At 67.3% G+C, this 16516-nt stretch carries 12 protein-coding genes; 9 read left to right on the plus strand and 3 right to left on the minus strand.

Going from position 1 to position 16516, the window contains the following annotated elements; genetic code table 11:
• The first annotated feature begins 1 nt into the window (after position 1).
• The 8 genes from GQE99_RS15195 (at position 2) to GQE99_RS15230 (ending at position 12774) form a co-directional block, all read left to right on the plus strand.
• Positions 2–481, plus strand: a complete 480-nt coding sequence (locus tag GQE99_RS15195; RefSeq protein WP_161352492.1) for an Lrp/AsnC family transcriptional regulator — start codon at positions 2–4, stop codon at positions 479–481.
• Positions 482–589: 108 nt separating this feature from the next.
• Positions 590–2065: an NAD-dependent succinate-semialdehyde dehydrogenase gene (locus tag GQE99_RS15200; protein ID WP_161352493.1), complete on the plus strand. Its 1476-nt coding sequence runs from the start codon at positions 590–592 to the stop codon at positions 2063–2065.
• A gap of 24 nt (positions 2066–2089) precedes the next feature.
• Positions 2090–3460, plus strand: coding sequence for an aspartate aminotransferase family protein (locus GQE99_RS15205; RefSeq protein ID WP_161352494.1), 1371 nt, complete (start codon positions 2090–2092; stop codon positions 3458–3460).
• A gap of 157 nt (positions 3461–3617) precedes the next feature.
• Positions 3618–4670, plus strand: a complete 1053-nt coding sequence (nadA, locus tag GQE99_RS15210; protein WP_161352495.1) for a quinolinate synthase NadA — start codon at positions 3618–3620, stop codon at positions 4668–4670.
• A gap of 6 nt (positions 4671–4676) precedes the next feature.
• On the plus strand, positions 4677–6227 hold the full coding sequence (locus tag GQE99_RS15215) for an L-aspartate oxidase (RefSeq protein WP_161352496.1): 1551 nt from the start codon (positions 4677–4679) through the stop codon (positions 6225–6227).
• The gene (gene nadC / locus GQE99_RS15220) at positions 6224–7072 is read left to right on the plus strand and encodes a carboxylating nicotinate-nucleotide diphosphorylase (protein WP_161352497.1); all 849 of its coding nucleotides are present in this window, start codon (positions 6224–6226) and stop codon (positions 7070–7072) included. Before GQE99_RS15215 ends, nadC begins: the two co-directional genes overlap by 4 nt.
• A 219-nt stretch (positions 7073–7291) precedes the next feature.
• Positions 7292–9004 (plus strand): autotransporter assembly complex protein TamA, encoded by a 1713-nt coding sequence (locus tag GQE99_RS15225; RefSeq protein WP_161352498.1) that lies wholly within the window; start codon positions 7292–7294, stop codon positions 9002–9004.
• On the plus strand, positions 9004–12774 hold the full coding sequence (locus GQE99_RS15230) for a translocation/assembly module TamB domain-containing protein (RefSeq protein WP_161352499.1): 3771 nt from the start codon (positions 9004–9006) through the stop codon (positions 12772–12774). The genes GQE99_RS15225 and GQE99_RS15230 overlap by 1 nt, the downstream gene beginning before the upstream one ends.
• Positions 12775–12897: 123 nt before the next feature.
• On the opposite strand, the gene GQE99_RS21875 is transcribed toward GQE99_RS15230, so the two are convergent.
• Both GQE99_RS21875 and GQE99_RS15240 read right to left on the minus strand, forming a co-directional pair.
• Positions 12898–13431: a response regulator transcription factor gene (locus GQE99_RS21875; RefSeq protein WP_328794141.1), complete on the minus strand. Its 534-nt coding sequence runs from the start codon at positions 13429–13431 to the stop codon at positions 12898–12900.
• A gap of 344 nt (positions 13432–13775) precedes the next feature.
• Positions 13776–14948: a HupE/UreJ family protein gene (locus GQE99_RS15240; RefSeq protein ID WP_161352501.1), complete on the minus strand. Its 1173-nt coding sequence runs from the start codon at positions 14946–14948 to the stop codon at positions 13776–13778.
• A 10-nt stretch (positions 14949–14958) separates the two neighbouring features.
• On the opposite strand from GQE99_RS15240, the gene GQE99_RS15245 reads away from it, so the two are divergent.
• Positions 14959–15759, plus strand: coding sequence for a DUF4198 domain-containing protein (locus tag GQE99_RS15245; protein WP_161352502.1), 801 nt, complete (start codon positions 14959–14961; stop codon positions 15757–15759).
• A 98-nt stretch (positions 15760–15857) separates the two neighbouring features.
• Here GQE99_RS15245 and GQE99_RS15250 read toward each other — a convergent pair whose 3' ends face one another.
• Positions 15858–16454, minus strand: a complete 597-nt coding sequence (locus tag GQE99_RS15250; RefSeq protein ID WP_161352503.1) for an arylesterase — start codon at positions 16452–16454, stop codon at positions 15858–15860.
• Between the last annotated feature and the right edge of the window lie 62 nt (positions 16455–16516).

Genomic DNA, 16516 nt, shown 5'->3' on the forward strand with positions numbered 1-16516 from the left:
CATGGTTGCCCTCGACCCCACCGATCTTGCCATCCTGAAGGTGCTCGCCCGTGACGGGCGCATCACGAAGGCCGCGCTCGCCGAGGCCGTGGGCCTGTCGCCCACGCCGTGCTGGAACCGGCTCAAGCGGCTGGAGAAGGCCGGGGTGATCGAGGGCTATGGCGCACGCTTCGACCTGCGCAAGCTGGGGCCGTCGGTGACGGTCTTCGTCGCGGTCGAGATCGCCGATCACACGGCGGCCAGTTTCCGCATCTTCGAGGACGCCCTGTCGCGCTACGACGAGATCACCGGATGCTGGGCGCTGGGCGGCGGCTACGACTACCTCATGCAGGTGGTGACGCGCGACATCGACGCCTACCAGCGCCTGATGGACGTGATGCTCGATGCACGGATCGGGCTGTCCCGCTATTTCACCTACATCGTGACCAAGCCCGTGAAGGGCGGTCCGCCGCCGCTCGGCCTGATCGCGGGAGAGGAATAATCTTCTGAAAGGGTCGGTTCGGAGAGGAATCCTCTCCCGAAGAGACGAAATCCGGCCTCGACGCCTCCGCGAATCCCCGATGATGGGATCATCGAACAGGAGGCACACATGCTCGACACAGCGATCCCGACCCACGTGGACATCACCGACAAGCGGCTGCTGCGCAGCTTCGCCTACGTGAACGGCAAGTGGCGCGCGGCCAGCGACGGCGGATCCTTCAACGTCAACGACCCGTCGAACGGCGCGTTCCTTGGCGAAGTGGCCAAGCTCACCGCGGAGGATTCCTCCTCGGCCGTCGACGCCGCGCAGGATGCGTTCACCGACTGGGCCCTGACCCTGCCGCAGGACCGCTCGGCCATCATCCGGCGCTGGTTCGACCTGATGATCGAACACAAGGAAGACCTCGCCAAGATCATGGTGCTCGAGCAGGGCAAGCCGATCTCCGAGGCGCGGGGCGAAATCGAATATGCCGCAAGCTTCGTCGAATACTACGCCGAAGAGGCCAAGCGCCCGAACATCGAGGGCGTCACCAGCCACCTGCCCGATGCCGAGGTCGAACTCTGGCTCGAACCCGTCGGCGTCGTGGCCCTGATCACGCCGTGGAATTTCCCCGCGGCCATGCTGACGCGCAAGGCCGCTGCCGCGCTTGCCGCCGGCTGCACCATCGTCTCGCATCCGAGCCACGAGACCCCGTATTCCGCGCTGGCGCTGGCCGAGCTGGCCGAACGCGCCGGGCTGCCGGCGGGCGTGTTCAACGTGGTGACCGGCCAGGCCTCGACGGTGGTCGAGCCCTGGACCAAGGACAATCGCGTGCGCGCGCTCTCCTTCACCGGCTCGACCGAGGTCGGGCGGCTGCTCTACGAGCAATCGGCGGGCACCGTGAAGAAGCTCGTGATGGAACTGGGCGGCCACGCCCCGGTGATCGTCTTCAAGGGCTCCGACCTCGACGAGGCGGTGGCCGAGACCATCAAGGCGAAGTTCGCCACGTCCGGGCAGGATTGCCTCGGGGCCAACCGGATCTACGTGGAGCGCGCCATCTACGACGAGTTCTGCCAGCTCTTCACCGAAGCGACCCAGGCGCTCACCATCGGGCGCGGCATGGACGATCCCGACATCGGGCCGCTCATGAACGAAAAGGCCGTGGCCAAGCAGGAAGAGCACGTCGCCGATGCCGTCTCCAAGGGTGCGACGGTCATGACCGGCGGCAAGCGCACCGAGCACGGCGACCTGTTCTACGCGCCCACGGTGCTCAAGGACGTGCCGGACGAGGCGCTGATCATGCAGGAAGAGACGTTCGGCCCGGTGGCGGCGATCACCCCGTTCGACAGCGAGGACGAGGTGGTGCGCCGCGCCAACGACACGGAATACGGGCTGGTCGCCTACGTCCACTCGATGGACCCGCGGCGCATCTACCGGCTCACCCGTGCGCTGCAATACGGCATGGTCGCGGTGAACCGCACCAAGGTCACCGGTGCGCCGATCCCGTTCGGCGGGACGAAACAGTCGGGGCTGGGCCGCGAAGGCGCGCGTCGCGGCATGGAGGAATTCATGGAGATCAAATACGTCTGCCGCGACTGGGCGTGATGTACGAGTAAAGGAGAAGAACGAATGCTCAAGAACGACCAACTCGACCGCTGGGACCGGGAGAATTTCTTCCATCCCTCGACCCACCTGGCCCAGTTCGCCCGCGGCGAGGCCCCGAGCCGGATCATCAAGACCGGCAAGGGCTGCCACATCACCGACCGCGACGACAACGAACTGCTCGACGCCTTCGCCGGGCTCTACTGCGTGAACGCGGGTTACGGGCGCGAGGAGATCACCGACGCGATCGCCGAGCAGGCGAAGGAGCTCGCCTATTACCACGCCTACGTGGGTCACGGCACCGAGGCGTCGATCACGCTCGCGAAGATGATCCTCGACCGCGCACCGGAGCACATGTCCAAGGTCTATTTCGGCCTGTCCGGCTCAGACGCGAACGAGACCAACATCAAGCTGGTCTGGTACTACAACAACATCCTCGGGCGCCCCGAGAAGAAGAAGATCATCTCGCGCTGGCGCGGCTACCACGGTTCGGGCCTGATGACCGGGTCGCTGACCGGTCTTCACCTCTTCCACAAGAAGTTCGACCTGCCGCTCTCCCAGGTCATCCACACCGAGGCGCCGTATTACTTCCGCCGCCCCGACCTTGCCATGTCCGAGGCCGATTTCGTGGACCATTGCGTCGCCGAGCTCGAACGCCTGATCGAGGAAGAGGGCGCCGACACCATCGCCGCCTTCATCGGTGAGCCCGCGCTGGGCACCGGGGGCCTCGTGCCGCCACCGGAAGGCTACTGGGAGGCGATCCAGAAGGTGCTCGAGAAGCACGACATCCTGCTGATCGCGGACGAGGTCGTGACCGGCTTCGGCCGCCTCGGGTCGATGTTCGGCTCCGAGCACTACGGGCTCAAGCCCGACCTCATCACCATCGCCAAGGGCCTGACGTCGGCCTATGCACCGCTGTCCGGGTCCATCGTGTCCGACAAGATGTGGAAGGTGCTGGAACAGGGGACCGACGAGAACGGGCCCATCGGCCACGGCTGGACCTACTCGGCCCACCCGATCGGGGCGGCCGCAGGGGTCGCGAACCTCGAGCTCCTCGACAAGCTCGACCTGGTCGGCAATGCCGGACGCACCGGCGCCTATTTCGAGAAGGCGCTTCAAGCGGCCGTGGGCGATCATGCCAACGTCGGCGACGTGCGGGGTGAGGGGCTGCTCTGCGCCGTGGAATTCGTCCAGGACCGTGACACCCGCACCTTCTTCGACGCCTCCGAGGGCGTCGGCGGCAAGGTGGCCGGTGCGCTTCTCGCCGCGGGCGTGATCGGGCGCGCCATGCCGCAGGGCGACATCATCGGCTTCGCGCCGCCCTTCTGCGTGACCGAGGCCGAGGCCGACGAGATCGCGACCAAGCTCGCCCGCGCCGTGAAGAGCGTCCTGGGATAAGTCGCCGGGGCGGGGCCGAACCTTGAATTTCGGCCCCGCAGCCCCATGTTTCGGTCAGTATTGCGGACCTAAAACCCCTTCCAAACAGCACTTAACCTTGCAGCTTTGCCGGCAAGGTGCTTGAAGGGGCCGGAATGACCCACCGAGGGGGGCGGATATGCTCGATTTTCGCACCATGCGGCACGAACTGGCCGAGACCTACGATCTCGCGCCCAATCCCGAGCTTGCCGAGGAAATGAAGGATCTCTACGCGAAGATGGATCGCGTGGTGAGCCCGCCCGACTGGGCTGTCGCCGCACCCTACGTGCGCGCGATCAACCGCCTCAAGAAGGAAAAGAACGCGGTCATCCTTGCCCACAACTACATGACGCCGGACATCTACCACGGCGTGGCGGATTTCGTGGGCGACTCGCTTCAGCTGGCCATCAAGGCGACCGAGGTCGAAGCCGACACGATCGTCCAGTGCGGCGTGCACTTCATGGCCGAGACGTCGAAGATTCTGAACCCGTCCAAGACGGTGCTGATTCCGGACATGGAAGCGGGCTGTTCGCTGGCCAATTCCATCGGGGCGGCGGGCATCGAACAGATGCGCGCGCAGTATCCCGGCGCGCCGGTGGTGACCTACGTGAACACCACGGCCGAGGAAAAGGCCCATTCCGATATCTGCTGCACCTCCTCGAATGCTGCCGCCATCGTGCGTGCGCTGCCGGAGGACACGGTGATCATGGCCCCCGACCAGTACCTCGCGCAGAACGTCGCGCGGCAGGTGCCGGAGAAGAAGATCGTGTGGTGGAACGGGGCCTGTGTGGTCCACGAACGCTTCACCGCGCAGGATCTCAAGGATTACCGCAACTGGAACCCGGACACGACCATCATCGCGCATCCGGAATGCCCGCCCGAGGTCGTGGACGAGAGTGATTTCTCCGGTTCGACCAGCGGCATCATCAACTACGTGCGCGAACACAAGCCGTCGCAGGCGCTGCTCGTGACCGAGTGTTCGATGGCCTCGAACATCTCCGACGAGCTGCCCGAAGTCGACTTCGTCGGCCCCTGCAACATGTGCCCGTTCATGAAGAAGATCACGCTGGAGAAGATCCTGTGGTCGCTGCATGCGGGCGTCGACGAGGTCGAGGTCGAGCCGGACGTGGCCGAAAAGGCGCGCGTTGCCGTGCAGCGCATGATCGACCTCAGCCGCGAACTGGGTATCTGACCCCTCATGAAAACCGAACGGATCGTCATCGTCGGCGCCGGCATGGGCGCGCTCTATGCCGCGCTGACGCTGGCGCCCCGGCCGGTTCTGATGATCTCGCCCGAAACGCTTGGTGAAGGGGCGTCCTCGACCTGGGCGCAGGGCGGCGTGGCCGCCGCGATGGCCGAGAGCGACAGCCCCGAGGCGCATGCCCGTGACACGGTGACGGCCGGGGCCGGGACCGTCGACAGCGACGTGGCCAGCATGGTCACCCGCGACGCGGCCGCCTTCATCCTCGATCTCACCGACTTGGGCACCCCCTTCGACCGTGACGCCGCGGGCCAGTACGTGATGAGCCGCGAGGCCGCTCATTCCGCTGCGCGCGTGGTGCGGGTGAAGGGCGACCAGGCCGGGCGCCAGATCATGGAAACCCTGATCGCCAAGGTTCGCGCGACGCCGTCCGTGCAGGTCATCGAGGGGGCGCTGGCCACCGGGCTCACCACCGACGGAGACCGCGTCACCGGCGTCTGGGTACGCCGGGCCGAGCCGTCCTCGGACAAGGTCCTGATCGAAACGCCCGCCGTGCTGCTTGCCGGCGGTGGATCTGGCGGGCTCTATGCCCACACCACCAACCCGCCGCGCATCCGCGGCCAGGTGATCGGCTTCGCTGCCCGCGCGGGCGCCGTCATCGCCGATCCCGAGTTCGTCCAGTTCCACCCCACCGCCATCGACATGGGCGAGGATCCCATGCCGCTCGCCACCGAGGCGTTGCGGGGCGAGGGGGCGATCCTGATCAACCGGCAGGGCGAGCGGTTCATGACCGGCGTGCACAAGGATGCCGAGCTTGCCCCCCGCGATATAGTCGCGCGCGAGATCTTCTCGCAGACGCAAGCCGGCAATCGCCCGATGCTCGACACCCGCGCGGCGCTGGGCGAGGAGGTGCTGACGCGCTTCCCGGCGGTGGCCGAAGCCTGCGCGCGGGCCGGGCTGAACCCGGTGGAACAGCCGATCCCGGTGGCCGTCGCCGCGCATTACCACATGGGCGGGGTCGACACCGATGAGCATGGCCGTTCGTCCCTGTCGCGCCTGTGGGTCTGCGGCGAAGCGTCCTCGACGGGTCTGCACGGCGCGAACCGCCTGGCGTCGAACGGACTTCTTGAAGCGCTGGTCTATGCCCGCAAGGCCGCCGAGGATATCGCGACCTCGCTGCCCGACGCTCCAGCGCAGGAGGAAGTCCGGTTCGACTGGATCGACGGCGGCGAGATGGTGGACGAGGCGCTCGTGAGCGAGCTTCGCGAAACCATGAACGCCCATGTCGCCGTGCGCCGCAACGCGGCCGGGCTGAAGACCGCCCTGGCCGATATCGCCCGGATCGAGGCGGCGGCGGACACCGAAACGATGCGCAACATGACGGCGACGGCGACCCTGATCGCGGCGGCCGCGCTTGAGCGCGAGGAAAGCCGGGGCGGGCATTTCCGCGACGACTTCCCGGAACCCGTGCCGGCGCTCGCCCACCGCACCAAGATCACGCTCGAGGCCGCGATGGCCACCCGCGACGCCGCGAAGGAGACCGCATGACCTACGCCTCGCTCCCCGACATCGTGCTGGAGCCGATCATCCGCAACGCGCTGATGGAGGACCTTGGCACCTACGGCGACGTGACCACCCGTGCCGTGATCCCGCCCGCGACCACCTATGACGCCGCGATCAACGCGCGCGAGCCGGGGGTCGTCTCGGGCCTGCAGGTCGCGCGCATCGCTTTCGGGCTGGTCGACCCCGCGCTCGAGATCGAGGCGCTGGCCGAGGATGGCGCGACCGTCCGCCCCGGCGACACGCTGATGCGGATCCGGGGCAAGGCGGCCTCGATCCTGTCGGGCGAACGGGTCGCGCTGAATTTCGCCGGGCGCCTGTCCGGCATCGCCACGATGACCGCCGCCTTCGTGAAGGAAACCGAAGGCACCGACACCCGGATCACCTGCACCCGCAAGACGACGCCGGGGCTCAGGGTGGTCGAGAAGCTCGCGGTGTTGCACGGGGGTGGGTTCAACCACCGCTATTCGCTGTCCGACGCGATCCTGATCAAGGACAACCACATCGCCGCCGCCGGTGGCATTCGTGCCGTGCTGGAGGCGTCCAGGGCCGTTGCCAGCCACATGATGACAGTCGAGATCGAGGTCGACACGCTCGACCAGCTCGCCGAGGTGCTCGAGATCGGCGGAGCGAACGCCGTGCTGCTCGACAACATGGACACGCCAACGCTGGCAGAGGCGGTGAAGCTCACCGCCGGACGCGTCCCGCTGGAGGCGTCAGGGAACATGCGGCTCGACCGGATCGCGGAAGTGGCCGCCACGGGTGTCGACTACATCTCGTCCGGTGCGCTGACGCATTCCGTGCGCACGCTGGACCTCGGCCTCGATTTCTGAGGTCGGCGGGAACCCGATCAGACCATCACGAGTTCGTATCCGGGACTGGCCCAGCCGGCGGCAAGCGGCTACGCTTCCTTGAACGAGCACGACGCGAACCTGGGGGATCGCGACCATATGGGCCTGTCATTATCGCTGTTTCGGTTACTGCCCTTCGCCGTTGCCCTTTCAACGGCCCTGGCGGCACCGGCCAAAGCCTTTGAAAACATTGATTTCAACGTGCGCGGTGACGACGGCGCGCTTGAGGAGAAGCTGCGCAACGCGTCGCTTCTGCTTGCCACGGGCGAGAACGATGTCACGGACCCCCGTGACCTCGTCGCGACATCGCTTGCGGAATACGAACGTCTCCTCGACACGCTCTACGCCGATGGGCGCTATGGCGCGGTGATCCGCATCCGTATCGACGGCCGGGAAGCCGCGTCGATCCAGAGCTTCGCGGTGCCCGACCGGGTCGGGCGGATCACCGTGGACGTGCGACCGGGCCGCCGGTTCCACTTCGGCCGGGCCGAGATCGCGCCGCTGGCGCCCGGCACGCGCCAGATCGACGCGTTCCGCACCGGCGAACCGGCCTATTCCACGGCCGTGCAGGACGCGGTCGACACGGCCATCGACGATTGGCGCAGCGCCGGGCGTGCGAAGGCCGCGGTGCGCGACCAGGATCTCACGGCGAACCACGCGAACCGCCTGCTCAACGCACGCATCTGGCTCGACCCCGGCCCGCTCGTGCGGTTCGGCAAGCTGCGCCAGACGAAGCGCTCCTACGTGCGGGCCGAGGCGATCCGGCGGATCGCAGGGCTTCCCACGGGCGAGGTCTTCTCGCCCGAAGAACTGGAGGCGGCCGCCGAGCGGCTGCGCCGCACCGGCGCCTTCGCCTCGGTCGTCATGCGCGAGGCCGAGACGCTGGGCCCGAACAACGAGATGGACGTGGCACTGACCGTCGCCGACATGAAGCCGCGGCGCTATGGTTTCGGGGCCGAGATCTCGTCGCTCGACGGGCTTGGGCTGACCGCGTTCTGGCTGCACCGCAACCTCTTCGGCGGGGCCGAGCGGTTCCGCATCGACGGCGCGGTCGCCGGGATCACGCCGAGCCTTGCCAATCTCGATGTCGAGATCGACGCGCGGCTCGATATCCCCGCGGCCTTCGGGACCGACACGGACGCTTTCGTGATGGCCGAGGCGCAGATGCTGCGTGAACCGGCCTACACCGCCTGGGCCGGCGAGGCGGGAGCGGGGGTGCACCGCTACTTCTCCGACACGCTCGAGGGCGAGATCGGCCTGGGCTATTCCTTCTCGCGCGTCACCGACAGCCAGGGCACGCGCAACTTCAACCTTGTGAAGGTCCCGGCCATGATCACCTGGGACCGGCGCGACGATCCGCTGCGCCCGACGCGGGGCTTCTTCCTGCGTGCCGATGTGGAGCCGTTCTACGAATTCGCGAACGGGCCCGGCGTCTGGGGCATGCTTGATGCCCGCGTCTATCGCGGCTTCGGCGAGGACGACCGGTTCGTGATTGCCGCGCGCGGGCAGGTGGGCACCGTCGTCGGCCCCACGCCCGCCCAGACCCAGCCGGACTACCTGTTCTACTCCGGCGGTGGCGGCACCGTGCGCGGCCAGCCCTACCAGTCGCTCAACTTCCCGTCGGGCGGCGGCGTGATCGGCGGGCAGGCGTTCATCGGTGGGCAATTCGAACTGCGCTACAAGGCGACCGACACGATCGGCGTTGTGGGCTTCTTCGACGTGGGCTACCTCGGATCGACCGGCTTCTTCGGCGGCACGACCGCGCTTCATTCCGGCGCGGGCATCGGCCTGCGCTATGACACCGGGCTCGGGCCCATCCGGCTCGACGTGGCCTACCCGGTCACCGGCGGCTCGCCGTCGCCCAACCCGCTGCGCAATGTTCAGCTCTACATCGGCATCGGGCATTCCTTCTGATGAAACGTATCGCCGCTCTTTTCTTCAGCCTCGCTGTCCTCGCGACCCCGGCGGCCGCACAGGAACAGGAAGAGGACGACAAGACCTTCCTCGAGAACTTCCTCGAAGAGAACCTGTCGAGCGAAGGGATGGACGTGACGGTGAATGGCTTCACCGGCGCGCTCTCCAGCGAGGCGCAGATGCGCGAGCTGACCTTTTCCGACGACGAAGGGGTCTGGCTCAGGCTCGAAGGCCTGACACTGTCCTGGGATCGCTCGGCCCTCCTGCAACGGCGCGTGGAGATACGCACGCTCGCGGCCGAGGAGATCGAGTTGTCGCGACTGCCGGGTGGAGAGGGTGGCGGCCCGTCGCCGGAAGCCTCGGACTTCACGCTGCCGGAACTGCCGGTGGCGATCGACATCGACCGGCTGGAAACCCCGAACCTGATCCTGGGGGCCGACGTGCTGGGCGAACGCATCACCATGCAGCTCGAAGGGGCCGGGAACCTCGAAGGGGGTGAAGGCACCGCTAACCTTTCGCTTGAACGGACCGACGGGCAGCGGGGCGAGCTGAAGCTCGAAGGCTCCTATTCCAACGAAACCCGCGTGCTCGCGCTCGACCTGTCGCTGATCGAGGGGCCGGGCGGCATCGCGGCGACGCTCGCCGACCTGCCGGGCGAGCCCGCGATCAACCTGTCCGTGGTGGGCGAGGATAAGCTGGACGACTATACTGCCGACATCATGCTCTCCACCGACGGGGAGACCCGGCTTGCGGGACAGGTGCAGGTGACGGCGGAGCAGGTCGAACAGGGCGGCGAGACGCGCAGTCAGACGGGGCTGGAGGTGAACCTGTCGGGTGACCTGCGGCCGCTCTTCGAAGAGGAATACCGCCCGTTCTTCGGTGGCGAATCCGTGCTGCACGCCACCGGGCGCCGGTTCGCCAACGGCAGCACCCGCATCTCCAACCTGTTCCTGCGCACGGACGCGCTGGAGCTGTCCGGCGATGCAACGATCAACGCCCGGGGCTGGCCGGAGCGCGCCCATATCGAGGGGCGTATCGCTTCGCAGTCCGGCACGCCGGTCACGTTGCCCATCGCCGGCCCGCCCGCCCAGATCGACTCTGCCGATCTTCTGTTCGACTACGATCGCCTGCGCGGGCAGGGGTGGCGCGCCGAGCTCGAGGTCGACGGGTTCACCCGCGACGGCGCGGCATTGGACGCGCTGACCGCGACCGGGTCCGGCCAGCTGGAGCCCGGCGGTGGCGACAGGACACCGAGCGTGACCGGTGACGTGGAACTCGCCGCCGACGGCATCGATCCCGGCGACCCCGCGCTCGCGGAGGCGATCGGCGAGCGGCTGGACGGCACGCTCAGCTTCACGAAGCTCGAAGGCGGCCCGTTCCGGTTCACCGACCTTGCCCTGCGCGGCGAGGATTATGGGCTGACGGGCGATCTCACGCTAAGCACGGACGTGGAGAAACTCGACCTCATCGCCGGGCTGGACCTTGGGCTCGATGCCGAGCGGCTGTCGCGGTTCGCTGCGCTGACCGGGCAGGACCTGACCGGCGCCGCGCGGCTCGACATTCAAGGCGAGGTGGCGGTGCCCGGCGGCCCCTTCGATCTCGAGATCGAGGGACGGACCAGCGACCTCGCCATCGGGATCGAACGGGTCGATGCCCTGCTGGCCGGTGAAAGCCGCCTGTCGATCCTCGCCGACCGCAACGAGGCGCGCACCCAGATCAGCCGTTTCTCCGTCGCGGGGCCGGGCATCGCGGCCACGGCCAGTGGCGAGTTGCGCTCGGACGGCAGCCGGCTGGCCGCGCAGATCGACATCCCCGACGCAAGCCGGCTCGACCCGCGGCTCGAGGGCGGGATTGCGATCCTGGGCGACGCGGTACAGGTCGACGGCGCCTGGACGGTCGAGGCGAAAGCGAACGGGCCCGGCGGGCTGTCCGCCGACGTCTCCGGCACCGGGCGGCTGACCGATGCCGGGCTTGGACCGGTCACCGCGCAGGTGGTCGCGCAGATCGACAACCTGGCGCCGTATTCGGGGCTTGCCGGTCGCGACCTGGCCGGTGCGCTGGAAGTCGCGCTGCGCGCCGACGGCAACTTCGAGACCGGGGCCTTTTCCGCCTCGGGAACCGGACGCGGGCAGGACCTGGCCTTCAGCGCCGGCGAAGCCGACCAACTGTTCGCAGGCGCCAGCGAGATGGATTTCAACCTGCGGCGTGACGAGAGAGGGACGCTCTTCATCGAAGCCTTCGACCTGTCCACGCCGCTCCTGCGCGTCGATGCCGAGGGCAGTTCGGAAGGATCGGAGAGCCGCGTCACCTTCAACGCCCGCCTCGCGGATACCGGCATCTTCGTGCCGGAGCTGTCGGGGCCTTTTACGGCACGCGGTGACGCGGTGCTGACGGGCGACGCCTACCGCGTCGATGTCTCGGGACAGGGGCCCGGCGGGGTCACGGTGAACGCCGCCGGCACCGTCGCGGGCAACGGCGAGCGCGCCGACCTGTCGATCGATGGCAGCGTGCCGCTGACGCTTGCCAACGCCTTCACCGGTGCCAACCAGCTTGACGGGATCGCGGATTTCGACCTGAACCTCAACGGCCCGCTTGCGTTGGAGTCACTGTCAGGACGCGTCTCGTCCGCAAACGCTCGGATCTCCATCCCCGCCTTGCGCATCGCGCTGGACCCGATCCAGGCCAACATCCGGCTCGGCAACGGACGCGCGCGGGTCGAGGCGGCGGCGAACGTGTCCTCGGGTGGGCGGATCGAAGTGGCCGGGCCCATCACCCTGGCCCAACCTTATGATGCCGATCTCACCGTGCGGATGCAGAACGTGGGCCTCACCGACCCCGCGCTCTACGACACGCAGGTCAGCGGGCAGCTTACGGTCATCGGGCCGCTCACCGGCGGTGCACGTATCGCGGGCCGTGTCGAGGCCGGGGCGGTGGAGATCCGCATCCCCTCGTCCGGATTCGGCGTGGCCGGCGGGCTCGAGGGGCTGACCCATGTGAACGAGCCGGCCGCCGTACGCGCCACCCGTGCCCGCGCGGGCAAGACGGGCGAGGCGAGCGCGGGGGGCGGTGGGCCCGCCTATCCGCTCGACATCGTGGTCAGCGCGCCCAACCAGGTGTTCATCCGGGGGCGTGGGCTGGACGCCGAGCTCGGCGGACAACTCCGGCTGACCGGCACGACCGCCGACATTCGTCCGCAGGGGGGCTTTTCGCTGATCCGGGGGCGCCTGTCGCTTCTGGGCAACCGGATCGAGCTGACCCAAGCGCGCGCGACGCTCGAGGGCAGCTTCGACCCCTACATCGCGGTGACCGCCCAGACCACGGTGGACGAGACCGCGATCCAGATCCGCATACAGGGGCAGGCGACGGAACCCGACATCACCTTCACCTCCTCTCCCGACCTGCCGGAAGATGAAATCCTCGCGCGCCTCGTGTTCGGACGATCGCTGTCGGAAATCTCGCCCCTCCAGGCGCTGCGCATGGCCAACGGGGTGGCGACGCTCACCGGGGGCTCCGGCGGGGGCGTGATCGGCAACCTGCGCGACGGCTTCGGTCTGGCCGACCTCGATGTCGGCACCAACGACAGCGGGGCCATCGCGGTGCGCGCAGGGACCTATATCTCGGAGAACGTCTATACCGGGGTCGAGGTCGGTGCGGACGGTGAGGCCGAGGTGAACATCAACCTCGATCTCACCAAGAACCTCACGGCCCGCGGCAGCGTGTCCACGGATGGCGACACGTCGCTGGGCATCTATTTCGAGCGGGATTACTGACCGGGCTTCACCGGGTGACGACCCTCCCGGTACGCGCGGGGGGGCGCCAGGCGCTGCCAATGGAACGCGTGGAAAACGGATGTTCTGGTCGCGGGCCGGCCCGGTGCGACCTGCGGGCGGTGATCAGCCCACGACCCCGGTGTCGCGCGCGATCATGGCGGCGTGCGTCCGGTTCTTGGCGTCCAGTTTGCGGATGATCGCGCGCACGTGCATCTTCACCGTGACTTCCTTGATGTCGAAGTTGTGCGCGATTTCCTTGTTCTGAAGCCCGTCGCAGATCCCTTCGAGAACCTGAAGCTCGCGCTCCGACAGCCGCGCACGGATGGCCCGGGCGGCTTTCTGCATCCGCTCGTTGATCATGGCGAAAGCCACGCCGCGCTGGATCAGCGACAACATGTCGAGCGCGACCTCGGGGGTGACGTCTTCCGCCACTGTTGCCCGTGCGCCGTTTGCGTGGCAGCGGCGGATCAGCCCGAGCGGCGCGTCCCTGGGCAGCAGCATGCAGACCGGCGTACCGTCCAGCAGCGCCACTGCGTCGAACGCCGCCTGGACGTTCTCGTCCGAGATGTCGTGCAGGTGAAGAAAGACGGCCCCGACATCGTGCGCGTCCCCGGCCACTTTCTTCGCGAGCACGCCGGAATCGGGAAAGCATTCCACCGTTACACCGGTTGATAAATCTTCGGTGTTTGAAAAAGCCTCGCAAACAGTCGCCATGTCACTGGCGATTAGTACCCTCACGCAATGTCCCCTTATAACGCGTCGCCAAATGCCACGACCTGTCCCTCTATAAAGAGCAATTACACACAATGCGGATAGCGACCAGATATCAAAAAGGATAGTTATACTATCAAAAATTGATGCAAATCAAATGGTTGGTAAGTGTCCGCTCCCTCATTATCCTTTTTGTTCCGTAAATACGGGGACCCCGGGCAAGGTATGGAAAAACAGAAGGTAAGGAAAACCTTACCTTTTGCAGAAATACTCCGGCGCAGAGGTGCGTGTCAGAGAATCGTGCGCTCCAGCGCCCACCACAGCCCCATCGCCCCGATCAGGGCCGAGGCTGGGATCACCACGACCGTGCGATACCACGGCTTGTGTCCGATCCAGAAGGTGATCGCGAAGAAGGCCGTGACGATGACGGCGATCTGGCCCAGTTCCACGCCGACGTTGAAGGCCACCAGGCTGGCGATGAAGTGTCCGGGGGACAGCCCGATGTCGCCCAGGACGGAGGCGAAGCCCAGGCCATGCAGCAGCCCGAAGACGAAGACCACGGCAAGGCGCACGCGCGACAGCCTGGGGCGGGCGATGTTCTCGATCGCCACGTAAGCGATCGACAGCGCGATCAGCGGTTCGACCACGGCGGCGGGGACCGATACGATGCCGAGCGTGGCCAGCGCCAGCGTCAGCGTGTGGGCGAGCGTGAAGGTCGTGACCTGGTAGAAGAGCGGCCGCAGCGCGCGCGAGAAGAAGAACAGCCCCAACACGAAGAGGATGTGGTCGAGCCCCTTGGGCACGATATGGGTGAAGCCCAGCCCGATGTAGGTCACGAAGCTCTCGAGCACCGTGACCTGCGCGGTGCCTGTCCGCGGCAGCGGGACCGAAGTCTGTCCCGGCCCCAGGAAGGCGGAATAGGCCTCTTCCCCCTCCGGCAGGTCCTCGACGATCTGGCGCAGGATGATGGGGCCGTATTCCGGCGCCCAGCCGAAGGTCACGTCGCTGTCGTCGTCCGGCAGGTCCGCGGCGATCACGACACGGCTCTGGCGCGGCAGGTCTTCCCCCTCCGCCGGGCTGGTCGCGGCTTCTTCCAGCTCCGGGGTGAGGCGCGTGTCGCCCGCGCTCAGCCGGATACCGTCGGCAAGCTCCGGGAAAGCGTCGCGCAGCCGGTCGGCGAAGACCTCGGGGGGCAGGGCGCGCAGCGCGTCATAGGTATCGGCGCGGGGCGAATTGTTCGTGTCGGTGATCGAGGACAGGTCGATCCCGGCCACCATCGCCTCGCCCTGGAGGATGATCTCCATCTCGACGCGCTCGGACCCGATGGTGATGTCGGCGATCGCCGGCGACATTTCGTGAGCACGGGCGGGCAGCAGGGCCAGAAGCATCACAAGCCCGACAGCGAAGACCTGTGCGGTTGACTTGGCCAGACCCTCTGCCACGGTGATGCCGCGAAGCCTCATCGGAGTTCCCATGCGTTTCCTGTCCACCCTGTTCACCTGCCTCTTTCTCGCCCGCGCGGCCGTGGCCCACGAATTCTGGATTGCGCCGGAAGATTACACCGTCGATCCCGGTGCGCCGATCGTGGCCGACCTGCGCGTGGGCCAGGATTTCGAGGGATCTCCCCAGACCTATTTTCCGAACCGGTTCGCGCGGTTCGAGGTGAAGATGGGCGAAAGCGTCTCGCCTGTCGAGGGCCGGCTCGGTGACATGCCCGCGATGTCCTTCACGCCGGACCGGACCGGGCTTGCCGTCATCGTGCATGAAACCACGGCAAGCAGCCTGCAATACCGCACGCGCGAGCTGTTCGAGAGCTTCGTGGATCACAAGGACCTGGGCGACGTGCTTGCCCGCCATGCCGCGCGCGGCCTGCCCGAGCTCGAATTCCGCGAGGCGTACAGCCGCTTCGCCAAATCGCTCGTCGCGGTGGGTGACGGGGCCGGGGCGGACGCGCCCGTGGGCCTGCGCACCGAGATCGTGGCGCTTGCCAACCCTTATACCGACGACCTGTCGGACGGCTTTCCGGTGCGCGTCCTCTACGAGGGCGCGCCGCGCCCCGATGCCCAGGTCGAGGTCCTCGCCCGGGACGCCGACGGCGCCGTGACACAGAGCTTCTATCGCACGGACGACGCCGGTGAGGCGGTGATCCCTGTTTCGGCGGATACCGAGTACATGGTCGACGCGGTCGTGATGCACGATACCGGCAACGACGACCCCGGGGCGGGGCCGGTCTGGCATTCGCTCTGGGCGAACCTCACCTTCCACACCCCCTGATCTTCTTCGTTTCGAAAATACCTTCCGGGGAGGTTTGGAGGGGGGCGAGCCCCCCTCCAACGGGTCGGCCGGGCGTCAGCCCGGACGAAACCCTCCGCTCAGGACCTGGCCTCTACGTCCTCGATCAGGTCGAGCACATAAGGTCCGATCTCCGCCACGTTGAGCTTCACGCCACGCGCGTTGGGATGGATCCCGTCCGGCTGGAACAGGGCCGCGCGCTCGGCCTCGCCCGCGTCCACCGCCTGGGCCATGCCGCGGAAGATGTAGGGCATGAGGCGCACGTCGTGGCGCTCTGCCAGCTTTGGAAAGAGCGCGTCGAAACCCTCCTTGTAGTCGGGGCCGTAGTTCGGCGTCGCCTTGTAGCCCACGAGCAGGGCGGGCAGCCCCTTGGCGTCGATCCGCCCGAGGATCGTGTCGAGGTTCTCTTCCACGGAGTCGATCGGCGTGCCGCGCAGCAGGTCGTTGCCCCCGAGGGCCACGATCACCCCGTCGATCCCGTCCCCGAGCGCCCAGTCGATCCGGCTGACACCGCCGGCGGTCGTGTCGCCCGAGACGCCGGCGTTGATCAGTTCGACCTCCGCGCCGCGCTCGGCGAGCCAGGCCTCGAGTTGCGGCACGAAGCCGTCGGAGGCCGGCAGGCCATAGCCCTGCGTGAGCGAGTCGCCGAATGCCAGAATCGTGACCGGTTCACCCATGGCGGGGAGCGCGAGGAAAGGGATTATGAACAAAGACTTGGATATGCTGCACCGCAGCCCAT

This window comes from Maritimibacter harenae (assembly GCF_009882975.1).
In the GTDB taxonomy this organism is placed as follows: domain Bacteria; phylum Pseudomonadota; class Alphaproteobacteria; order Rhodobacterales; family Rhodobacteraceae; genus Maritimibacter; species Maritimibacter harenae.